At 69.9% G+C, this 21,651-nt stretch carries 22 protein-coding genes; 10 read left to right on the top strand and 12 right to left on the bottom strand.

All coding sequences use genetic code 11. The annotated features are described in order from the left end of the window. Positions 1-30: 30 nt before the first annotated feature. The 3 genes from BWO91_RS01465 to BWO91_RS01455 are packed head-to-tail and all read right to left on the bottom strand — an operon-like array spanning position 31 to position 4,654. Positions 31-999 (bottom strand): NAD-dependent epimerase/dehydratase family protein, encoded by a 969-nt coding sequence (locus BWO91_RS01465; protein ID WP_079000731.1) that lies wholly within the window; start codon positions 997-999, stop codon positions 31-33. Then, positions 996-3,674 (bottom strand): alpha/beta fold hydrolase, encoded by a 2,679-nt coding sequence (locus BWO91_RS01460; RefSeq protein WP_346425817.1) that lies wholly within the window; start codon positions 3,672-3,674, stop codon positions 996-998. The genes BWO91_RS01465 and BWO91_RS01460 overlap by 4 nt, the downstream gene beginning before the upstream one ends. Further along, positions 3,668-4,654: a 3-oxoacyl-ACP synthase III gene (locus BWO91_RS01455; RefSeq protein ID WP_064295813.1), complete on the bottom strand. Its 987-nt coding sequence runs from the start codon at positions 4,652-4,654 to the stop codon at positions 3,668-3,670. The genes BWO91_RS01460 and BWO91_RS01455 overlap by 7 nt, the downstream gene beginning before the upstream one ends. A gap of 252 nt (positions 4,655-4,906) precedes the next feature. On the opposite strand from BWO91_RS01455, the gene BWO91_RS01450 reads away from it, so the two are divergent. Further along, entirely contained in the window at positions 4,907-6,133 is a 1,227-nt protein-coding gene (locus tag BWO91_RS01450; protein ID WP_064295812.1) for a pyridoxal phosphate-dependent aminotransferase, read from the top strand. 32 nt (positions 6,134-6,165) lie between these two features. On the opposite strand, the gene BWO91_RS01445 is transcribed toward BWO91_RS01450, so the two are convergent. Continuing rightward, on the bottom strand, positions 6,166-6,834 hold the full coding sequence (locus BWO91_RS01445; RefSeq protein ID WP_079000727.1) for a YitT family protein: 669 nt from the start codon (positions 6,832-6,834) through the stop codon (positions 6,166-6,168). A gap of 91 nt (positions 6,835-6,925) precedes the next feature. Here BWO91_RS01445 and BWO91_RS01440 point away from each other — a divergent pair, with 91 nt between their 5' ends. Next, a complete protein-coding gene (locus BWO91_RS01440) occupies positions 6,926-7,417 on the top strand; it encodes an Lrp/AsnC family transcriptional regulator (RefSeq protein ID WP_079000726.1) in 492 nt (163 codons plus the stop codon). A gap of 5 nt (positions 7,418-7,422) precedes the next feature. Here BWO91_RS01440 and BWO91_RS01435 read toward each other — a convergent pair whose 3' ends face one another. Then, entirely contained in the window at positions 7,423-8,658 is a 1,236-nt protein-coding gene (locus BWO91_RS01435; protein WP_205847560.1) for an MFS transporter, read from the bottom strand. An 83-nt stretch (positions 8,659-8,741) separates the two neighbouring features. Between BWO91_RS01435 and BWO91_RS01430 the strand changes: the two genes are divergently transcribed. Both BWO91_RS01430 and BWO91_RS01425 read left to right on the top strand, forming a co-directional pair. Then, a complete protein-coding gene (locus tag BWO91_RS01430; RefSeq protein WP_079000723.1) occupies positions 8,742-9,056 on the top strand; it encodes an ArsR/SmtB family transcription factor in 315 nt (104 codons plus the stop codon). 101 nt (positions 9,057-9,157) lie between these two features. Beyond that, positions 9,158-9,475 carry a hypothetical protein gene (locus tag BWO91_RS01425; protein WP_079000721.1) on the top strand — a complete coding sequence of 106 codons (318 nt, stop codon included), beginning with the start codon at positions 9,158-9,160 and terminating at the stop codon, positions 9,473-9,475. A 284-nt stretch (positions 9,476-9,759) separates the two neighbouring features. Here BWO91_RS01425 and BWO91_RS01420 read toward each other — a convergent pair whose 3' ends face one another. Next, positions 9,760-10,281: a MarR family winged helix-turn-helix transcriptional regulator gene (locus tag BWO91_RS01420; protein ID WP_064295985.1), complete on the bottom strand. Its 522-nt coding sequence runs from the start codon at positions 10,279-10,281 to the stop codon at positions 9,760-9,762. A gap of 131 nt (positions 10,282-10,412) precedes the next feature. On the opposite strand from BWO91_RS01420, the gene BWO91_RS01415 reads away from it, so the two are divergent. The 4 genes from BWO91_RS01415 to BWO91_RS01400 are packed head-to-tail and all read left to right on the top strand — an operon-like array spanning position 10,413 to position 12,271. Continuing rightward, complete coding sequence (locus BWO91_RS01415) at positions 10,413-10,715, top strand: hypothetical protein (RefSeq protein WP_079000719.1); 303 nt, start codon at positions 10,413-10,415, stop codon at positions 10,713-10,715. A 7-nt stretch (positions 10,716-10,722) separates the two neighbouring features. Next, positions 10,723-11,274, top strand: coding sequence for an RNA polymerase sigma factor (locus BWO91_RS01410; protein WP_079000718.1), 552 nt, complete (start codon positions 10,723-10,725; stop codon positions 11,272-11,274). Beyond that, entirely contained in the window at positions 11,271-11,888 is a 618-nt protein-coding gene (locus BWO91_RS01405) for an Asp23/Gls24 family envelope stress response protein (protein ID WP_079000716.1), read from the top strand. The genes BWO91_RS01410 and BWO91_RS01405 overlap by 4 nt, the downstream gene beginning before the upstream one ends. After that, a complete protein-coding gene (locus BWO91_RS01400) occupies positions 11,888-12,271 on the top strand; it encodes a hypothetical protein (protein ID WP_079000714.1) in 384 nt (127 codons plus the stop codon). The genes BWO91_RS01405 and BWO91_RS01400 overlap by 1 nt, the downstream gene beginning before the upstream one ends. A gap of 6 nt (positions 12,272-12,277) precedes the next feature. Here BWO91_RS01400 and BWO91_RS01395 read toward each other — a convergent pair whose 3' ends face one another. Beyond that, positions 12,278-13,216 (bottom strand): DMT family transporter, encoded by a 939-nt coding sequence (locus BWO91_RS01395; RefSeq protein WP_079000712.1) that lies wholly within the window; start codon positions 13,214-13,216, stop codon positions 12,278-12,280. Between the two features lie 72 nt (positions 13,217-13,288). Between BWO91_RS01395 and BWO91_RS01390 the strand changes: the two genes are divergently transcribed. Both BWO91_RS01390 and BWO91_RS01385 read left to right on the top strand, forming a co-directional pair. After that, entirely contained in the window at positions 13,289-14,212 is a 924-nt protein-coding gene (locus BWO91_RS01390; protein ID WP_079000710.1) for a LysR family transcriptional regulator, read from the top strand. Between the two features lie 90 nt (positions 14,213-14,302). Further along, positions 14,303-15,484: an alcohol dehydrogenase catalytic domain-containing protein gene (locus BWO91_RS01385; RefSeq protein WP_071261406.1), complete on the top strand. Its 1,182-nt coding sequence runs from the start codon at positions 14,303-14,305 to the stop codon at positions 15,482-15,484. Positions 15,485-15,568: 84 nt separating this feature from the next. On the opposite strand, the gene BWO91_RS01380 is transcribed toward BWO91_RS01385, so the two are convergent. The 5 genes from BWO91_RS01380 to BWO91_RS01360 form a co-directional block, all read right to left on the bottom strand. Beyond that, positions 15,569-17,005 (bottom strand): glucose-6-phosphate dehydrogenase, encoded by a 1,437-nt coding sequence (locus BWO91_RS01380; protein ID WP_079000708.1) that lies wholly within the window; start codon positions 17,003-17,005, stop codon positions 15,569-15,571. A gap of 84 nt (positions 17,006-17,089) precedes the next feature. Next, positions 17,090-18,103: a LacI family DNA-binding transcriptional regulator gene (locus BWO91_RS01375; protein ID WP_071261407.1), complete on the bottom strand. Its 1,014-nt coding sequence runs from the start codon at positions 18,101-18,103 to the stop codon at positions 17,090-17,092. 73 nt (positions 18,104-18,176) lie between these two features. Further along, the gene (locus tag BWO91_RS01370; protein ID WP_079000706.1) at positions 18,177-19,079 is read right to left on the bottom strand and encodes a carbohydrate ABC transporter permease; all 903 of its coding nucleotides are present in this window, start codon (positions 19,077-19,079) and stop codon (positions 18,177-18,179) included. Positions 19,080-19,083: 4 nt separating this feature from the next. Beyond that, the gene (locus tag BWO91_RS01365; protein ID WP_079000704.1) at positions 19,084-20,070 is read right to left on the bottom strand and encodes a carbohydrate ABC transporter permease; all 987 of its coding nucleotides are present in this window, start codon (positions 20,068-20,070) and stop codon (positions 19,084-19,086) included. Positions 20,071-20,130: 60 nt separating this feature from the next. After that, entirely contained in the window at positions 20,131-21,432 is a 1,302-nt protein-coding gene (locus tag BWO91_RS01360) for an ABC transporter substrate-binding protein (RefSeq protein ID WP_079000703.1), read from the bottom strand. Positions 21,433-21,651 lie beyond the last annotated feature (219 nt).

The raw sequence follows: 21,651 nt of genomic DNA, 5'->3' as shown, positions 1-21,651 counted from the left end.
GGAACGCGGGCCCCCGATGACGAGACGGGGTCAGCCGCGGTAGTGGGCCGCCAGGCGCTCGAGACCCTCATCGATCGAGACCGCCGGCGTCCAGCGCAAAGCCGCGCGGGTCTGTCGCTGGTCGAACCAGTGCGCGGTCGACAGCTGCTCCGCGAGGAAGCGCGTCATCGGCGGCTCATCGGCACCGGGGCGGATGCTCCACAGGCGCTCGACGAGCCCACCGGCAGCTCGCGCGACGCCGGCGGGGACACTGAAGGCGGGCGGCTTCACGCCGGCAGCACGGCAGATGCCCGCGAGCAGCTCGCCGACCGGACGCGGCTCCCCGTTCGTCACCACGAACGCCCGACCGTGTGCCGTCTCCGCGTGTTCGAGTGCCGCGGCGATGGCCGACGCCGCGTTCGCGACGTACGTGCTGTCGATGAGGGCGGTGCCGTCGTCGAGCAGGGGCAGGCGGCCGCGGCGCGCGCGATCCACGATGCGCTCGACGAGCTGTGGATCGCCCGGACCCCAGACGAGGTGCGGCCGCACGACGACGACCGCGAAGCCGCGGCGGTCCCGCGCGAGGGCGAGCAGCTCGCCCTGCGCCTTCGTGCGCGCGTACTCACCGCGAGCCGCGCCCGGATCGGCCGGTTCCGCACCCACACCCACGAGCGCCGAGCCACCGTGCGCGACGGACGGCGAGGAGATGTGGACGAACCGCGAGACGCCTGCGGTCTCGGCCGCGTCGAGGACGACCTCGGCCCCGGCGACGTTGACGCGTTCGAACTCCGCCGGGTCACCCGCCAACGAGACCTTCGCGGCCAGATGCACGACCGCGTCGACACCGTCCATCGCCGACTCGACGACGGCTGCGTCGGTGATGGATCCGCGCACCTCTTCGACGCCGGTGAGCGCCGACGGTCCACGCTGCAACACCCGGACGCGATGTCCGCCACGGAGCAGCTCGAGGGCGACCTCGCGGCCGAGCATGCCGCTCGCACCGGTGACGAGGACGGTCACGGGGTGCTCAGCCGTTCACCGGCCAGGATGCCTTCCGCCCACACCGACAGGCGGGTGCGGTCGATCTTGGAGTTGTGGCGGATGTCGGTCGGCAGCTCGGGGACCACGAAGACGGCGACGAGCGGCTGCGGTGAGGCGTCGCGCACCTGCCCTGCGAGCTGGGCCTCGGCGAGCTGGACCCGCTTCGTACCCGTGGTGGTCTCGACGATCGCGACGCACTGGCGGAGACCCTCGGGACCGACGCCCACGACGGCGGCGCGGCGGACGAGCGGCACCGTCTCGATCGCCTGCTCAGGTCCGACCGGAGCGATCGGTCCGTCCTGGGTCGCGATCACGTGCGGCAGACGGCCCTCGATCCAGAGGCGGCCATCGGCGTCGAGATGCCCGACGTCGCCGGTGCGGTGCCAGCGTCCGTCCTCGGCGACGTCGCGGACGGCGGCCCGGTCGGTCAGCCAGAGCCGGTCGTACTGCGACTTGAGGTGCTCGGCCGAGATGATGACCTCGCCGAGGCGGTCCGCGTCCTGCGTCGGCGCACCGGTGGCGCGTCCGGCCTCGTCGAGCGGGCTGATGCGCACGTCGACTCCGCCGATGGGCGTCCCGACGCACACCCCCGTGTGCTCGGTGTCCTCGTCGGGCAGCGTGTCGAGGGTGATGTCCGAGACGAGCAGACACTCGGTCATGCCGTACACCGCGTGTGCGGACGCATTGGGCAGGACACCCACGAGTGCCGTGAGGAGCTGGCGGCTGACGGGTGCGCCCGTCGAGAGCACGGTCCTGACACCCTGGAGCGCCTGTCGGTCCCCTGCGTCGAGCGCATCGGCGGTCGCGACCACGTTCAGGATGGCGGCCGGCGAGAGGAAGACGATGTCGGCGTCCGTCTCGGCCACGGCCGCAGCGACCGCTCGAGCGGTGAGTGTCCGGGGCGCCGAGATGTCCATCTCCGGCGTCGAGGAACGGGCTCCGAGCGCCGGGCCGAGCAGTGCGAACGGCGCGAACCCGGTGACGAGCCCCGAGTCGGCGGTGATCGAGAAGTGCTCCGAGAGGACGTCGCGCAACGACGACAGCTGAGCGTGGGTGTACTTCACGCCCTTCGCCGGACCGGTCGATCCCGAGGTGTAGAGGATCGCCGCGAGGTCGGTCGGGCCGGGTTCGCCGGGCAGCTCAGGCGTTGCACGGGCGTCGAGCAGGTCCTTGAGGCTGTGCGAGACGCCGAGAGCCGTCGCGGTCGCGCCGGGGAGGCGGGCCGCGGAGATCTTCACACCCGGCCAGCCGAGCGCACGAGCGGCGGCGAGGCCCTTGGTCTCGCCGATGACGTAGGCGGGCCACGCGCCTCGGACCGCACGGTGGAGGCCCTTGACGCCGAGACCGGCGTCGGCGACGACCACGACCGCGCCGATGCGCAGGCAGGCGTAGATCACGGCGGTGAGCGTCGCGCCGGGCGTGACGAGCAGGGACACGCGGTCGCCGCGCCGGACGCCGATGCGGTGCAAGCCGGCGGCCAATCGCGTCACGCGGTCGTCGAGCTGCTTCCAGCTGACGCGACGGGCCGCACCCGAACCGCGCTGTTCGACGATCGCATCGCTGTCGTCGGTGCGTCGCTCGTCCAACCGCCGCCAGAGCGGTTCGAAGTCGGGCTGCTCGGTCGCAGCGGCAGCGGACTCCACAGGCGTCGCTTCGACCGGCACGCCCTGCGGCAGGCTGTCGTCGAGCCACGTGAGCAACGACTCGGCGACCGGGGCGTCCTCGATGACGAGGTGACCCGCGCCGGCGAAGCGGTGGACCTCGGCGTGCGGGAGGCGGTCGGCGAGGTCGTCGAGGTAGCGGTCGCTGAAGATCGGGTCTCGCGGACCCCACAGCATGAGCGCAGGGACGCGGAGCTGGGCGACGTCGTCGGCGAGGCGCTCGAGGCGCGGGAAGCTGACATGCTCCGGAGTCGCCGGGATGTCGGCGACGAACGCGCCGATGCCGCGGCGTCGCGCCGGAGCGGAGTAGGGGCTGCGGTACGCGTCGCGGACGTCGCGATCGAGCGGCGGGGACGCGAGCGACAGCGTCGTGTCGAGGAAGGCGGTCGTCTGCACCGAACCTGCACCGAGCATGCCGCGAGCGCCGGCGAGCCGCAGTGGCGCGGGGATCGGGGTGCCCTCCGGGTGGTGCACGGCCGTGTTGAGCAGCATCGACCCGACGAGGAGCTCAGGATGCTCGGTGGCCCAGCCGAGGGAGATGACGCCGCCCCAGTCGTGACCGAGGGTGACGACGGGACCGGTGAGGCCGAGTGCGTCGGAGAAGGCTGCGAGGTCGGCGATCCGCTGTTCGAGGGTGCGGGTGATTTCGGTCCGCTCGGACCAGCCCATCTCGAGCTGGTCGACGGCGACGACGCGCCAGGCGGTACCGCCGGCGTCGGCCTGCTCGACGGACCGGGTGATGAGCGAGCGCCAGAGGTACGACCAGGTCGGGTTGCCGTGGACGGCGAGGACGGTGCCGACCGGCTCGACACCGGCTTCGCTGAGCGCCTCGGCGGTGTCGAGGTAGTGCCAGTTCCTCGTCACGCCGTCGTCCGCCAGCCGACCGGGGACGTCGATGCGGCGCGAGTACCGCGCGGGGAGGCCGGGCAGACCGGCGGCGCGCACACCCATGGTCCGCAGGCCGACGTTCGCGGCGACCGTACCCGCTACCACGCGAGTTCCATGAGGCCGGTGTTCAACCCCGAGCCGACGCCCATGAGGAGGACGCGGTCGCCCTTGTTCAGGGTCGACTGCTGGTCGGCGAGGGTGATCGGGATGGAGGCCGGTCCGACGTTGCCGAGGTAGGGATAGGTGACCGGTACGCGACTGCGGTCGAGCGAGGCGGCCTTCACCATGGAGTCCGTGTGGATGGACGACACCTGGTGGGTGATGTAGCGGTCCATCTTCGACCACCGCCACGAGTCGCCGGCGGCTTCCTTCCACGCGGAGACGACGAGGTCGAGCCCGCCCTTGAGGAGTGCTCGGGCATCGGTGAACATGCCGTCGACGCTGCCGACGCAGAGGTGGTTGAACTCCGTCGCCGCGCGGGTGACGCCGCCGAGGATGCGGTGCCCCTCGGGGTGGCGGTCGGCCGGCCCGATGACGGCGGCGGCCGCCCCGGAGCCGAGGGTGAGGGAGGCGAACTCGCTCATGAAGTCGTCGCGGTCGATGGTGCTGCCACTGAGGCGCTCGATGGTGTTGGCGTGCACCTCGCTCGCGTCCTCGCCGTTGACGATGAGTGCGTACTCGATCTGGCCGGACTCGATCATCGCGGCCGCCATGGTCATGCCGGTCACGAAGCCGAGACAGGCGTTGGCGATGTCGAAGTTGATGGCCGAGCTCGGCAGGCCGAGGCCGTCGTGGATGCGGACGGCGACGGAGGGCTCGAGGTGCTGCCTCGTCACCGAGGTGTTGATCATGAGCCCGATCTGGGAGGGCGAGATGCCAGCCTCGGCGAGCGCTCGGCGACCGGCCGACACCGTGGCGTCGTCCGAGTTCTCGCCGGGTCCCCAGTGGCGTCGCTCGACCACACCAGCGACGCGTCGCAGGATGCCCTTCGGGAGGCGGGCGCGTTTCATCGCACCCGCGAGACCTTCTTCGATCTCGACCGAGGTCACCACTGCGGACGGCAGCGTGCTCGCCACCGACAACATGGCCACATTGTCGAATCGGGTAGTTGCGTTTCCGGTCACGATTCCTCCGTGCCTCTGACCAGGCAGTCTTGACCGCCAGCGTCTGACGGTACTCCTCTACCCTGAACGTGGACGAATCGTGTCCCCGTTGTTGACAGCGGGTACCCAGCCCGACAGCGTGACTCGGGCTCGCCGAAGCGCCGGTGCAGCCAGGAGCCGCGATCCTGCAATCGGCACTGCCACGCGCGCAGGTCGCCGCAGTAGCCTGTGGGGATGACCACCCGCCGCACCCTCGACCAGTCCTCCAAGCTGAAAAGCGTCCTCTATGAGATCCGGGGGAAGGCCCTCGTCGAGGCCGTGCGTCTCGAGGCCGACGGGCACCGCATCCTCAAGCTCAACACCGGCAACCCCGCCATCTTCGACTTCGAGGCACCGCACCAGATCGTCCGCGACATGATCGCCGCGCTCCCCCACTCGCACGGGTACAGCGACAGCCGCGGCATCCTCTCCGCGCGCCAGGCCGTCTCCTACCGCTACGAGGAGATGGAGGGGTTCCCCCGCGTCGACCCGGAGTGGGTGTTCCTCGGCAACGGCGTCTCCGAGCTCATCACGATGACGATGCAGGCCCTGCTCGACGACGGCGACGAGGTCCTCATCCCCGCGCCCGACTACCCGCTGTGGACCGCGATGACGAGCCTCGCGGGTGGCACCCCGGTGCACTACCGCTGCGACGAAGAGGCGGACTGGGCACCGGACATCGAGGACATCCGCTCCAAGATCACGCCGAACACCAAAGCGATCGTCGTCATCAACCCGAACAACCCCACGGGTGCGGTGTACTCCCGCGAGGTGCTGGAGCAGATCGCCGGCGTCGCGCGTGAACACGGGCTCCTCCTACTCGCCGACGAGATCTACGACCGCATCCTGTACGACGACGCGGTCCACATCCCGATGGCGACCGTCGCCCCCGACCTCCTCTGCCTCACGTTCAACGGCCTGTCGAAGACCTACCGGGTCGCCGGCTACCGGTCCGGCTGGCTCGTCATCACGGGGCCGCGTGACCATGCGCGCGGCTTCCTCGAGGGCATCACCCTCCTGGCGTCCACGCGCCTGTGCCCGAACGTGCCCGCGCAGCACGCGGTGCAGGCGGCGCTCTCCGGCGTGCAGTCGATCGACGCCCTCATCGCACCCAGCGGCCGTCTGCTCGAGCAGCGCGACGCCACCTGGGCCGGCCTCAACTCGATCCCGGGCGTCTCCTGCACGAAGCCGATGGGTGCGCTCTACGCCTTCCCGCGCCTCGACCCGGAGGTCCACGAGATCCACGACGACGAGCTGCTCGTCCACGATCTGCTCGTGGCGGAGCACATCCTGCTCGTCCAGGGCACGGGCTTCAACTGGCCGGACCCCGACCACCTGCGGGTCGTCACCCTGCCGGAGGAGCGCGTCCTCACCGACGCGATCGAGCGGCTCGGCAACTTCCTGTCGTCCTACAAGCAGTAGGCGCAGCGGGCACGCACTCGGCGTCCGGCCTGCTACACCCCCAGGTACCGGCCCGGCCGATGGTTGAGCGCGAGGATGAGGTTCAGCAGGACGGCGCCCAGCGCCGAGACGAGCACGTTGAGCGGCGGCACGGCCACGAGTGACACGAGCACCACCACGGTGTCGACGGCCATGAGCACGTAGCCCGCGCGGATGCCGAACCGGTCCTGGAGGATCAGCGCGACGATGTTGAACCCACCGAGACTGGCTCGGTGTCGGAACAGGATGAGGATGCCGACGCCGCAGAGCACGTTGCCGACCACGGCCGCGTAGAACGGGTCGATGTGCCCGACCGGCAGGAACAGCGGGTGCACCCCGGACAGGACGGACACGAGCACGATTGCACCGCCGCTCCGCAGCGTGAACACCCAGCCCTTGCCGCGGATCGCGAGCAGGAAGAACGGCAGGTTGATCGCGATGAAGAGCACCGGGAACGGCACGGGTGCGAGGTAGCTGACGAGGAGCGACAGGCCGGCCGTCCCGCCGGTCACGGCCGATCCCGCCTTCAGGATGAACAGCCCGAACGACACCACGGTGACGCCGACGAGCAGCCCGAGGATGTCCTCGACCACCCCGTGTCGGACCGGAGAGGGCGCCGGGGCAGGTGTGGAGGGAGCCTGCTGCGCGCTCGACGTCGCGGTGCTCGGCTGCTGGGTGCTCATTCCGACAACGATGCGTCAGCTCATCGTGTTGCGCAACACGAGTAGAGTGCAGTGGTCATCGTGCTCGATTCCCAGCCCGAGAGTGAGCAACATGCCTCATCCCGCGACCATCGACCACCTCGACGCGCGCATCCTGACCGCGCTCGACGACGACCCGTCCATGACGGCGCTCGCCCTCTCACGCACCCTCGGCGTCGCGAGGAACACCGTCCACGCCCGCCTGCGCCGACTCGAGACGAGCGGCGCACTTGGCGCTCCGAGTCGCCGGGTGCGACTGTCGGCGCTGGGCTACCCGCTCACCGCGTTCATCGAGATCTCCATCCGGCAGGACCTCGCGACGGAGGCCTACGCGGCCCTCGAGTCGATCCCGGAGATCGTCGAAGTGCACGCGACCACTGGCGATGCCGACCTCTTCGCGAAGGTCGTCGCGCACGACACGGAGGACCTGCACCGCATCGCCGGTGTGCTGCTCGCGGCTCCGGGCGTGGTCCGGACGAACACGAAGGTCTCGCTCATCGAGGTCATCCCCTACCGAGCGTCGACCCTCCTCGATCGCCTCGCCGAGGGGTCGTCAGCGCACTGAAGCCCTCAGCGGGCTGAACGGGCACGCACCACGGCGGCCGTGCCCGCGGCGATCGCGACGACCGTGCCGTAGCCGAGGACCGTGGCGTGGAGCCCGATCGCCGAGGCGAGGAGACCCGCGATGACGGCCGGGACCCCGAAGGACAGGTAGGCGACGATGTACAGCGCGGCGAACAGCTCAGCGCGTTCGTCCGCCGGCGCGAGCGGGACGAGCGAGGCGATCGTGCCCATGAACGCCGTGCCGAACCCGGTTCCGGCGATCACGACGGCGACCACCGCGATCGGGAGCGACCCGAGGATCAGGGCGACGAGCAGGAGCACGGTCCCGGCGGACAGTGCGGAGGCGCCGTAGACGGCCGCGACGACGGGTCGGCGACGGTGCAGCACCGCGGCGGCGACGGCCCCCGCGGCCGGCAGCAGCCCGATGAGCAGTGCCCCGCCGAGCTGGCCGTCCACGCCGAGCTCCGTGTGCATGATGCTCGGCCCGAGGGAGAGGAACAGGCCGCCGGTCGCCCACCCGCCGAGGACGATCGGGATGCTCACGACGAACAACCGTCGAGCGTCGACGGGGACGGCTGCGCGAGGTCGGATGGCACGGGCCCATCCGGGAGCGCGGGCGGAGGTCTCCGGCACGATCCAGATGGACACCGCGATGAGCAGGTAGGCGACCGCCAGCGGCAGGAACGTCCAGCTCGACGGATCGGCGACCGTCTGCAGCAGGACACCCGCGAGGATCGTGCCGGAGGCGAGACCGATCATCGGTGCGATGGCGTTCAGCAGGGTCGCCGCCCGTGGCCGCTCGGGCGGGGCCAGGTCGATGATGGTCGCCGACAGCGTGGAGAGCAGCGCCCCGCTGGCAAGACCTTGGAGCACGCGGGCGAGGTACAGCAGCGCGCCGGAGTCGACGTGCCACAGCAGCAGCATGCTCGCGGCGAGCACGACGAACCCGGCGGCGATCACCGGGCGGCGTCCGAGGTGGTCCGAGATCGAGCCGATCGTGAGGAGCGCGACGAGCAGGGCGAGCGCGTAGGCCGAGAAGGCGATGGTGACGCCGATCGGTCCGATGCCGAGGCGCTCCTGGAGCTCCGGGTAGAACGGTGATGGAGCGCTGGCGCCGGCGAGCATGAGCGTGCTGCCGAGTCCCGCGAGGACGAAGCCGAAGCGGCGACGCGGAGTCGCCGGCACGGCGGCGGCCGCGGTGGGCATGGGTCGGGTCGAGGGTGACGGGGTCGTCGTCTGCACGGGGCGGGCATCCTTTGGTTCCAAAAATATCGAACGATTGGACGATACGCGCTTTCCACCGATTGTTCAACTATTATCGAACCATGCCCGCACCCGCCGATCTCACGCACCCCGACCGCGAGGCGATCGAGCTGCCGGCCGTGCTCTTCGCGCTCAGCGATCCCGACCGGCTCGAGATGGTCCGGCAACTGCGAGACGGCCCGATGGACGCCGCGAACTGCACGGCCCTCGACCCCGCGATCCCGAAGTCGACGAAGTCCCACCTCATGAAGGTGCTCCGCGAGGCCGGCGTCATCCGGAACGAGCCGAACGGTCGCCACCGCACACTCACCCTGCGGCGTGACGACCTCGACACCCGGTTCCCGGGCCTCCTCGACGCCGTCCTCGACGCCGACTGACCGGCACCCCCACCCCTCGGGTTCGCAGCCCATGGACGGGAGCTGCCAGAATTGTCGGCGCGGTGATCCACCGCGCACACGACGACAGGGGGCTGGGGAACATGGGAACGCTGCGGTACGGGAACGAAGCACTCGAGCTCGAGGACCGGACCCTCGCCCACGTGCAGATGGTCGTCGTCTCGAAGCTCCGCAAGGGTGAGGCGTTCCTCCTCTCGTGGACGATCGACCCCGCACACGGCTCGGGCCGCTACGCGATCTGGATCGAGACCGGCGTCCCCATCGTCTTCCGGTTCACCGGCTCCCGCCCGGTCTTGCTCAACCGCGCCTGGTTGCAGGCCATGCTCGACCGCACCTACACGCCGGCGGGGCTCGAACTCATGCCGGAGACCGACTACCCGGAGCTTTCCGCCGACAACTGAGGCACAGCCACCGGTGCGGTCCCGAGTAGCACAAGCGATCCGACCGTTCAAGCATCGGCCGTCCGACACGTGCTCGATTACCATCGGATCATCGAAGGTCGGGGACTTCTGAGAGTCGGCTCGAGCGGTGCCTGGAGGGCCCGCAGCGCGCGGTCGAAATCGTCGAAGACATTCGGAGGCGGGTCACACGGATCAGACCGTGCGGCCCGCCTCGCTGTTTCACATGAGGCCAGGTGGAGCCGGCCGAGTGGCCTGCCGGCTCATCGACGGCTCGGCGCCACCGTTCAGTGCTGCGGCTGCCCCTCGGGCTCGGTGCGATCGATCGAGTCGACGGCCTCGCGCATGCGGTCGAGGAAGTCGACGATGCCGGCCGCCATCTCGGGGTCGATCCCGGTGGTGGCCTCCATCATGCGGTGGTGCATGTGACTGAGCGTCTTGCGGACCTCGGCGTCGGCGAAGTCAGTGGTCGAGACCGTGACGCGACGGCGGTCGGTCTCACTCGGCTGCCGGACGACGTGACCCGCCGCTTCCAGGCGGTCGAGCATGACCGTGACCGACGAGGTCTTGATGCCGAGGTAGGCACCCAGATCGGTCGGACTGACCAACCGGTGCTCCTGCTTGGCCCGCAACATGAAGCGCAGGGCCAGCAGATCGTTCTCGCCCATGTGCATCTCGTCGCGCGTGCGACGACGCATGGCGGCCTCCGCCGCGCGGTACAGCCGCATGGCTTCGAGGATGTGGCGGCCGCGCTCGTGCTCGTCCTGCTCGTACCAGTAATGCTGCGCTTCAACGGCTTGGGCGGTCATGAAGTTCAACAGTAGTGGTTCTCGTAACGAGTTTGTCTAGCGGAGTCTGAATCGCAATGTCAAGTGGGGTACATGCAGACGCATGAATCGCTAGATTCTCTAACAACACGACGGTTGAGCAAGGAGAAGTCATGAGCACGGTGTTGGAGCGAGGCACGACGACCACGGTCGCCTGGGCTGAGCCGGACGCGACCCTCTGGGTCGCCTCGATCGACGGCGAGTACGCCGGCATGGTCGAGTTCCGGGACGGCCGCTTCGTCGCCGCCTCGAGCACTGGTAAGGACCTCGGGGTCTTCGTCTCCCTGCTCCGTGCCAAGGAGGCGGTGGAGAACGGCCCGGCGAGGACGCTCCAGTTTCCGTACGTCGCCACGGTCGCCGCGTCCGCGATCGTGTCCGCGACCGCCGTCGCCTTCACCGCGTTCGCCGTCCTCTAGCCACACCGTGAAGCGCTCGCTCGAGGTCCTCTCGGACGGCATCCTCGCCGAGCGCGCGGCCGACGGAGACGCCACCGCCTTCGAAGTCCTCGTCTTCCGGCACGGTTCCCTCATGCGCGCCTACGCCGTCCGCGTGCTGGGCAACCAGTCGGAGGCGGAGGACGTCGTACAGGACGTCCTCATCCAGGCTTGGGGTCAGCTGGACCGACTGAACGACCCGAACGCGGTGAAGTCCTGGCTGATGCGCATGGTCTCGAACCGGGCGATCGACCGCATCAGGCGCCGCCGCGAACACAGCGAGATCGAGGATTGGAATGCACCCGCCCCGTCCCATCAATCCCCGGAACGGGTCGTCGAGGTGCGCATGCAGATGAGCGCACTCGCTTCGGTCCTGGACCGACTCCCCGCCATGCAGCGTGAGTGCTGGATGCTGAAGGAGACGGGCGGGCTGTCGTACGTCGAGATCGCCGAGTCGCTCGGGGTCCCGGCGTCGACGGTGCGCGGGCAGCTCGCGCGGGCCAGACAGACCGTCCTGCGGGAGATGGAGGTCTGGCGATGAACGACGACGACCACGAGTCCATGCTCGACGGTCTGGCAGGTGCCGACCTCGACGGGCACACCATCGACGAGCTCTCCGACTACCTCGACAGCGGCCGCGAGCCCCTCGACCCCGACATCGAAGCCTCCCCCGGCTGCCAACTCGCCCTCGACGCCCTCCTCCGGCTGCGCACCCAGACCTGGGCGCTGCTCAAGTCGGAGGCCGCGACGCACTCCGAGCAGGACCGCTCCTGGATGCACGCGGTGCTCCAGAACATCTCGCTCGAGGCGCACGCCGGTCGGGACATCCCGCTCAGGCATCCGGACCCCGAGGTGCACCTGCGCATCACGGAAGGCTCCGTCCGCACCCTGATCCGTGGGGTGGGCGACAGCGTCGGCGGGGTCATCGTCGGTCGGGTCCGCCTCGACGGCGATGTGACGACCCTGGACGCGCCCATCACGGTGTCGATCACCGCCTCGGCCGCGTTCGGCAACAACCTCGAGCGACTGTCGCAGCTCATCCGGGATCGCGTCGTCGCGGAACTCTCCACGCACACCGAACTCAACGTGGTCGCCGTCGACGTCACGATCATCGACATCCACACGCAGCGCGTCGCCCGGCCGGAGGACTCCTGATGGACACCGATGCCGCACTCTCGCAGCAGCTCACCGCGGTCGTCGCATCGACACCGGGGGTCACGACGGTCTACGCGACCGGGTCGCCGATCCGTGTGGTCCTGCGGACCGTCGCCGATGCGATCGGCCCTGACGACGAGACATCCGCGAAGGTGGCCGTCGGTCGTGGAGCCGACGGCGCGCTGACGATCGGCGCGACGATCGGCGTGACCGATGGGGCTCCGGTCCCGGCGACCCTCCGTCTCGTCGGCGATGCGATCCGCGGAGTGCTCGCGACGTCGATGGAGGGGACGGCGATCCATGAGATCGACGTCCGCGTGTGCCGGATCGAGGACGCAGCACCGCCGGGAACGCCGCTCACCGGCGCGGCGACAACGCTGTAGACCCCGTCAGACGGGCGCCGGCTCCTGCTGCACGGTCGGCGCGTTGCCGGTCGTCCGCGCGCGGTGGCGGCGTTCGATCGCCTGGCCGACATAGCTCGCCACGATGATCAGCGCCGCACCGAGCGCACCCAGCGGGCCGATCACCTCCCCCGCGATGAGCACGCCGACGAGGAGCGCCCAGACGGGTTCCGTCCCCATGAGGATGCTGGCGCGCGACGCCGAGGTCCGCCGCACCGCCCACAGCTGCACGACGAAGGCGAACACCGAACACAGGAGACCGAGGAACAGCACGTCCAGCCATGCGCGCACGTCGAGCCGGGTGACGGCCACGGCGAGCCCGTCACCGGCGATGAGGCTGAACGCGCCGGCGCACACGAGCATCTGGACGAAGACCACGCCGAGCGTGCTGTCGGTGCGGCCTCGGGTCAGGTGCGCGCTCGACGTCACGTGCACCGCGCGGACGACGGCGGCGGCGATCACGAGCGCGTCGCCCGCGGTGGGTGCGCGGAGGCCGCCGTCCGACACGAGCAGCGCGACACCGACCACGGCCGCGACCGCGGCGACGAAGTAGGACCTCGGGAGCCAGGACCGCGAGGCGACACCGTCGAGCACCGGCGTCATGACGAGCGCGAGGCTGATGAGCAGCCCGGCGTTCGTCGCCGAGGTCAGGTGCACGCCCCACGTCTCGAGGCCGATGATCGCGGCCTGCGAGCAGCCGAGTGCCGCCGCGATCAGCAGGCCCCGTCCGCGCGGGAGGCGCTCCCTCCGCACGAGGCAGATGAGCCCGATGGCGATCACCGCCACCAGGAAGCGCAGGGCGACCGCGGCCGGCACACCGGTGACGGCCGCGAGGTCCTTCGCCGCGAGGAAGCTGGCGCCCCAGACCGCTGCGACCCCGACGAGCAACACGTCGACGATGCGTTCGGAGGGTGCGCGGCGGGCCATGCCGCTACTCTCCAGGAGACGGACACGATAGAACAACGGCCAGTGTCTGGATCGACGATGAAGGAATCACTTATGGATCCTGCCCGCCTCCGGCTCCTCCGCGAACTCGGCGACCGCGGGAGCGTCGCTGCGGTCGCCGCGGCCATGCACGTCAGCGCCTCGGCCGTGTCGCAACAGCTCGCCGCGCTGCAGGCCACCATGCCGGTGCCCCTCACCGAGAAGCACGGGCGTCGCCTCGTCCTCACCGAGGCCGGCGAAGCCCTCGCCATCGCCGCCGCGCGCGTGGAGGAGGCACTCGCCGAGGCGAGGGACGCCGTGGACTCCTTCCTCCAGCACGAGCAGCGCCCCGTGAGCGTCTCCGCGTTCCACAGCGCTGGGCTGGCGTTCTTCGGACCGCTGCTCGCGGGCGGTCCCGTCCCCGGAGTCGATGCGACCGGCCCGGTTCCGCGGCTCCTCCTCGCCGACGCCGACGTCGCGCAGGACCGCTTCGCCGGTCTCACCGCCGACTACGACCTCGTCATCGCCCACCGCCTCCCGCACGAGCCGGCGTGGCCGCTCGACCGCCTCGTCGTGACGCCGCTGCTCGTCGAGCCCCTGGACATCGCGATGCACGAGACGCATCCGCTGGCCGCACAATCGGAGGTACGGCCGGAGGATCTGCGGGACGAACGCTGGATCTCGACGCACGAAGGGTTCCCGCTCGCCGGCGTCCTCCACCAGCTGGGCGCACTGAGCGGACGGGCGCCGCGGATCGACCACCGCATCAACGAGTTCTCGGTCGCCGCCCAGGTCGTCCGCACCGGAGCTGCGATCGCCGTCATGCCGCGCACCACGGCGGCGCCGTTGGCCGTCGACGGCATGATCCTCCGACCGGTCGCCGGCGCGGTCCTCGTCCGGCACGTCGACGTCCTGGCCAGACCGGAGGCGATGGCGCGGTCCGCGGTCCGGTCGGTGCTCGCCAGTCTCCAGCGCGTGGCCGCCGACGCGGCACGCTGAGCTCGTATCAGCCCTCCGACGAGACGTCCACCCCCAGTCGCCCGACGCCAGGGAGGCGCAGGGTGGACGGACAACGACGAAGGAGCATCCATGCGCGCACTCACGTACCAGGGTCGCCGGTCGGTGTCGGTCGAGACCGTCCCGGACCCCGCGATCACCGCCCCCACCGATGCGATCATCCGTGTCACCTCGGCAGCCATCTGCGGCTCCGACCTCCACCTCTACGAACTGTTCGGCCCGTTCCTCGACCGCGGTGACGTCCTCGGCCACGAGACGATGGGTGTCGTCGAGGCCGTCGGCTCCGAGGTCACCCGCGTCGCGGTCGGCGACCGGGTCGTCATCCCCTTCACCATCGCGTGCGGCGAGTGCTTCATGTGTCGCAACGGGCTGCAGTCGCAGTGCGAGACGACCCAGGTGAAGGAGCACGGCAGCGGCGCCTCCCTGTACGGCTACACGAAGCTCTACGGCCAGGTGCCGGGCGGACAGGCCGAGTTCCTGCAGGTCCGGCTCGCAGACGCGAACTGCATCGTCGTCGGTCGCGACCTGCCCGACGAGTCCTACCTCTACCTGAGTGACATCCTCCCGACCGCCTGGCAGGGCGTCGAATACGCCGGGGTGCCGGACGGCGGCTCGATCACCGTGCTCGGCCTGGGCCCGGTCGGCCAGCTCGCGGCTCGCATCGCCAAGCACCGCGGTCTCGAGGTCTTCGCCGTGGACCCGGTGCCGGAGCGCCGTGCCCTCGCCGAGCGCCACGGCATCCGTGCCCTCGACCTCTCGGACGACCTGGTCGCGGAGCTCCGCGACGCCACCGGTGGACGCGGCCCGGACGGGGTCGTCGACGCCGTCGGCATGGAGGCCCATGGGTCACCGATCGCGGCTGCGGCACAGACGGCCGTCGGCGTGCTGCCCGACGCGCTCGCGCGACCGGCCATGGAGCACGCCGGCATCGACCGGCTCGCCGCCCTGCACACCGCGCTCGAGCTCGTCCGCCGTGGCGGCGTCGTGTCCCTGAGCGGCGTCTACGCCGGTGAGGCCGACATCATGCCGATGAAGTCGATGTTCGACAAGCAGGTGTCGCTCCGGATGGGTCAGTGCAACGTCGCCCGCTGGATCCCGACGCTGCTCCCCCTCGTCGAGGACAGCACCGACCCGCTCGGCGTGCTCGACCTCGCGACCCACCGCGTGCCGCTCGCCGAGGCTCCGGCGATGTACGAGACCTTCCAGAAGAAGGAGGACGGCTGCATCAAGGTCGTCCTGAAGCCGTCGGCGTAACCGCCCACTGTACGAAACGACCCGCGCCGATCATTCGGCGCGGGTCGTCTCATGTCAGGCGGTCAGCAGTGCGTCAGAGCCCGGTCACCAGTCCGTCGGACCGGCGCTCCCCGCCTCGTACTCCTCGAGCGGCGTCTCGCCGGCGGCCCAGGCGGTGACGACCGGGGTGACGATGCGCCAGCACTGCTCGGCGATGTCGCCGCGCACCGACAGCAGCGTGTTCTCCTGCAGGAGGCCGGCGAGCACCTGCGCGTAGGCACTCAGGGTCGCGGCACCAGGGTCCGCCTCGAGCTCGACCCGGCGCAGGCCGTCGACGTCATCGGCCCCGGTCACGATGAGGTCGAGGTGCACCGCACCGCCCTTGAGTGACATCCGGAGGACGGTGTCGGCGTGTCCGTCGGGAGCGTCGAGCCCCGTCGGCGCGGCCGAGCGGCGGAAGTGGACGGCGACCTCGCGGCGCGGGTCGCCGATCCCCTTGCCGGAGCGCAGGACGAACGGCACCCCCTGCCAGCGCGGGGTGTCGACCTGGAGCAGGAGCTGTGCGAGCGTCTCCGTCTCACGGGAGGCGTCGACGTCGGGCTCGTCCACATAGGAGGGGAAGAGCCGGTCGCCGACCCGACCCTCGGTGTACCGGGCGCGACGGGCGGTCGACGGGTCGTCCTTCCACAACCGGACGGCGCCGAGGACCTCGGCGATGCGGTCGTGGACGTCGGTCGGCGTCACCGCGTCCGGCCGCTCCATCGCGGTGAGCGCGAGGACCATCAGCAGGTGGCTCTGCAGCATGTCGCGGAGCGCGCCGGTCTGGTCGTAGAACGCCGCACGACCCTCGAGCCCCAGCTCCTCGTCGTAGAGGATCTCCACCTTCTCGATCTGTTCCGCGTTCCAGCCCGCCTCGAGGAGTCGGTTGCCGAAGCGGAGGCCGAGCATCCCGAGGACGGTCGCGTTGCCGAGGAAGTGGTCGATGCGCCACAGACGCTCCTCCGGCACGACGTCGGCGAGCGCCGCGTTGAGCGCCTGGGCGTCGGCGAGGTCGTCGCCGAAGGGCTTCTCGATGGCGATGAGGAGGTCGTCGGGCAGGTCGATCTGCGCGAGCGCCTCGGCGACCTTGCGCCCGGCGGACGGCGGGAGCGCGATGTAGAGGATCGGTGAGCCGGTGCAGGCGTCGAGCAGTGCACGCAGTTCGTCGGGGTCGGAGGCGTCGGTCGGGATGAACTCCGTCGTCGACACCAGCGCGTCGACGGTCCGGGCCCCGATCCCGGCGTCCTCGAGGCTGGCGCGGACGGTCGCACGCCACTCCTCGTTCGGCTGCGGCGTGCGGGCGGCACCGATGATCTGTAGCGAGATGTCGCGTGCGGCGTCGACGACCTCGCCGAGGCCGGGGATCAGGAGCCGCTTGGCCAGGTCGCCGTTGGCACCCAGGATCGCGATGGTGCGCTTCGTCGGTTCCAGCGACTCCGCGTCCGGGATGCCGGGTACGGTGTCGGGATCGGGCTGGGTGGTGGTGTCGGACTGGTCGCTCATGCACTCAATCCTCATGGACGGAGCCGCGAGACGCTCGGGGTTGCGCAGGCGGGCGCCCCTCGACAAGCTCCCGGACAGATCCGCTCAGGCCGAGTCGCGGACCACGAGTTCCGTCGGGAGCGTGATCGCCGCGGGCCGCTCGCCCTCGATGACCTGGAGGAGCAGGCGCACCATCTCGGCGCTGATCCGCTCGAACGGCTGACGCATCGTCGTGAGGGCGGGATCGGTGCCGACCGCGATGCTCGAGTCGTCGAAGCCGCCGACGGCGACGTCCTCCGGCACGCGTCGGCCGGCGGTTCGCAGAGCGTCGATGGCGCCGGCGGCCATGCGGTCGTTGGCCACGAAGACGGCGTCGATCGTCGGGTCGGCCTCGAGCAGCTCGCGCATCGCCGCTTCACCACTCGCGCGGCCGTAGTCGCCGTGCCGGACGAGCCGGTCGTCGTACGCCTCGCCGAGTTCGAGCCGGTAGCCCTCGAGCCGCGTGACACCGCCCGGGGTGTCCTCGGGTCCGGCGATCGTCGCGATCCGCGTCCGGCCGAGCCCACGCAGGTGCGCCACCATCTCGCGGGCGCCCTCGAGGTCGTCCGCGGCCACGTACCCGAGGCGCTTCTGGAACCCGAGCGGGATGCCGCACGCGATGGCCGGGACCTTCGAGTCCACGATGTCGCTGATGAGCCGCTGTCCGCTGTGCGCCGAGACGAGCAGCACGCCGTCGACGTGACCCGCCTCGATGTAGGCGAGCGCGCGCTCCTGCTCGGCAGCGCTGCCCGCCATGATGAGCACGAGCGACAGCTGCCGTTCGGCGAGCGCCTGCGCGGCCCCCGTCAGCAGCATCGAGAAGTTCGGGTCCTCGAAGAGCAGCTGGTGGTCCTCGGTGAGGAGGAACGCGACCGATCCGGTGCGGTTCGTCGCGAGGCTCCGCGCGTGCGGGTTCACGCGGTAGCCGGTCTTCCGGATCGCCGCGTCCACCGCCGCCTTCGCGTCCTGGCTGACCCAACGCCCGCCGTTCAGCACCCGCGACACCGTGCCGCGGGAGACACCCGCGGCCTCCGCGACGTCGTCGATCGTCGGGCGCCGACGGGACGGGACGGTGGTCATCCCGTCAGCCTAGTGCTGAGGCTTCGCGCACGACGGCGGCACCTTCTGCTGCCACCGTGCGGGCCACGGCGGCTCATGCCTTCACGGCACCGGCCGCGAGGTCCACCCGCCAGAAGCGCTGCAGGATGAGGAAGATCAGGATGAGCGGCACGATGGCGAGCAGGGCACCCGTGATCACGAGGGTGTACAGCGCGGGGGCGGAGGCGCCCTGGTTGAGCAGCCCGTTGAGGCCGACGGTGATCGGGAACAGCGAGTCGTCGCCGAGCATGATGTACGGCAGCATGAAGTTGTTCCAGATGGCGACGAACTGGAACAGGAAGATCGTCACGAGTCCGGGCAGCATCATCGGCATCGCGATGCGTCCGAAGATGCGGAACTCGCCCGCGCCCTCCGTCCGGGCCGCCTCGATGACGTCGGTCGGCACCGCTGCGGCCGCGTAGATGCGGGCGAGGTAGATGCCGTACGGGCTGATGATCTGCGGCAGGAGCACACCCCAGAAGGTGTTCGTCAGCCCGACGTTCGCCAGCAGGAAGTACTGCGGGATCGCGAGGATGACGCCCGGCACGAGCACGCCCATGAGCAGGATGCTGAAGACGGTGCGCTTGCCAGGGAAGTCGAACTTGGCGAGCACGTAGCCCGAGATCGCGGAGACCCAGGTGGAGGCGATCGCACCGATGCCCGCGTAGAGCGCGGTGTTCACCATCCAGCGCCAGAAGAGTCCGTCGCGGTACTGGGTCAGCTCGACGATGTTGTCGAACAGATGGGTGCTCGGCACGAGCGTGAAGGTGGAGAACAGTTCGCCGCTGCTCTTCGTGGAGGCCATGAGCACCCAGAAGACGGGGAAGAGGCAGTAGATCGCGCCGAGGATGAGGATGCCCGTCGAGATGCCGCTGGGACGGTCGGAGCGCATGGTCGTGCTGCCGGCGCGTTCGCGGCGTCGCGCACCGGCGGGTCGGTCGAGTCGAAGCGTGGTCATGGTGTCAGTCCTCCTGACCGAAGGCTCGCTTCTGCACGACCCGGAGGAAGAGGAAGGAGACGATGAAGGTGGCGACGGCGATGATGATCGAGGTCGCGGCGGCCGAGTAGATGTCGTCACGGGTGAACGCGTCGCGGTAGACGAGCATGAGCGGCGACCAGCTCGTGGAGAGGCTGTTCGTGAGCGGCCGCAACGTCGTCGGCTCGGCGAACACCTGCAGGGTGGCGACCATCGAGAACAGGGCCGTCATGACGAGCGCTGGGGCGACGATCGGGATCTTGATCCGCAGTGCGATCTGGATCTCGCTCGCGCCGTCGATGCGGGCGGCCTCGTAGATCTCACTCGGCACGGCCTTCAGCGAGGTGTAGATGACGATCATGTTGAAGCCGACGCCACCCCAGAGGGCGATGTTCGCGATGCCGAAGATGATGGTCCCCGAGGACAGGATCTCCGGGGCGTCCCAGCCGAGGCTGTCGAAGATCGCGTAGAAGGGGCTCACAGCCGGGAGGTAGAGGAAGCCCCAGAGCAGCGAGCTGATCACCGCGGGCACCGCGTACGGCAGGAAGATCGAGATGCGCGAGAACGAGACCGCCCGGGTGCGACGGGAGTCGAGCAGCAGGGCGAAGAGCAGGGCGAGTCCGAGCATGCACGGGATGAGGATGAGGCCGTACAGCAGCACGCGTCCGACACTCGCCGCGAACTCCGGGTCGTTGAATGCGCCGAGGTAGTTCTCGAAGCCCGCGAAGGCGGTCGTGCGCGCCCCGGAGCCGAGGCCGAGCCCCGTGACCTGCTTCTTCTGGAAGCTCAGGAACAGCGTGTAGACGATGGGCGCCGCCATGAACACCAGGAACAGGATGATGCCGGGGGCGAGCATCGCGTACGGGATGAGGACCCGACTCTTCAGGTTCTTGCGCGATCGGGCCGGCGGGCGCGAGCCCGTCGGTGGATCCTGGGTGGGCCGGATCGTGTCCAGCGCGGATGGTGCAGCCATGCCGATTCCTTGGGTCGAGGGCGGGGAGCGGGGCCGGCTCGATGAGCCGGCCCCGTGGGACTACTTGACCGAGAAGCCGCTCTTCTTCAGGTCGTCGATGGTGATGGACTGCATCGCGGCGACGGCGTCGGAGAACGCCTGTGCGGTCTTCGCCTCGGCCGCCTTCGCGAACTCGTCGTTGTACGCGCTGAAGGCGACGTTGACGTTCGGGCCGTAGGTGAACGGCGCGACGGTCTCGGAGGCCTTCGACGCGATGTCGTAGAAGTCGCTCTGCTGGCTGAAGAACTCGGGCGACGTCTTCAGGGCGTCGGCGGCGACCTTCGTCGCGGCCGGGTAGACCCCGGACACGTCGGCGAGCGCGGCGACGGCCTTCGGGTCGGTGTTCAACCAGGTGGCGAATTCGACCGCGGCTTCGGCGTGCTTCGACTGAGTCGTCACCGCGGTGGACGACCCACCCCAGTTGCCGTTGGAGGGCTTCGAGGCGTCCCACTGCGGCAGCTCGGCCGCGGTCCACTTGCCGGCCGTGTCGGGGGCGTTGCCGCCGAGGACGCCGGGTGCCCAGACGGAGGAGATCCAACCGACCTGCGAACCGTCGTTCAGCCCGGCGTTCCACTCGGGCGTGTACATCGGTCTGTTGTCGATCGCACCCTCCTCGACGAGTCCGCCCCAGTACGAGGCGACCTGCTCGGTCGGGCCGGCGTCGATGTCGACTCCCCAGCTGTCGCCGTCGATCGACCACCACGAAGCACCCGCCTGCTGCGCGAGTCCGGCGAACCAGCCGGCGTCGTTCGCGGAGAAGGTGCCGAGGTACTTCGTCGGGTCGGCCTGGTGGACGGCCCGGGCGACCTGTGCGTACTCGTCCCACGTCGTCGGCACGCTGAGGCCGAGGCTGTCGAGGATGTCGGTGCGGTAGTAGGCCATCATGGGGCCGGAGTCCTGCGGGACGGCGTAGACCGCATCGCCACCGAGCGTGACCGAGTTCCACACGCCGTCGGAGAAGTCGTCCTTGAGATCGGCTGCGCCCTGCTTCGAGATGTCGGCGAGCGCGTCGGACGCCACGAGCGTCGGGATCTTCTGGTACTCGGCCTGGATGAGGTCGGGAGCGCCACTGCCGGCCTTGATGGCCGTGAGCAGCTTGGTGATGGCGGGGTCGCCGCCGTCCTGCTTCTGCACGACCACCTGGATGTCGGGGTGGTCCTCGTTCCACAGCTCCACGACCTGCTCGAGGTTGGGCGCCCAGGCCCAGTAGGTGAGTTTGACGGGGCCGGACTCCGTGCCGCCCGAGGATGCCGAGCATCCGGAGAGCAGTAGAGCCGTCGTGGCGACCGTGGCGATGCCGATGTGGCGAAGCGTGCTGCGCATTCGTCCTCCTTGTCGAAAGCTGGGGCGCTCTGGTGCGGGGCAGCGACGTTTCGATGGAGAACGCCGTTGTACCTGTGAGCGGTTACAGTTATTCACAACCGTTTCACGTTGTCAACATCGAAAATCCTGCGAAACCTGTTGTCCGAGTCTGTGATAGAACTGGGAGCGCACACAGCCAGGCGATCGAATGGATCCGCTCTCGGCCCACTGAGTCACAGG

This window comes from Plantibacter flavus (assembly GCF_002024505.1).
GTDB lineage: Bacteria > Actinomycetota > Actinomycetes > Actinomycetales > Microbacteriaceae > Plantibacter > Plantibacter flavus_A.
The sequence above is the reverse complement of the archived record's forward strand: the minus strand, read 5'-3'. Positions and strand labels throughout refer to the sequence as shown.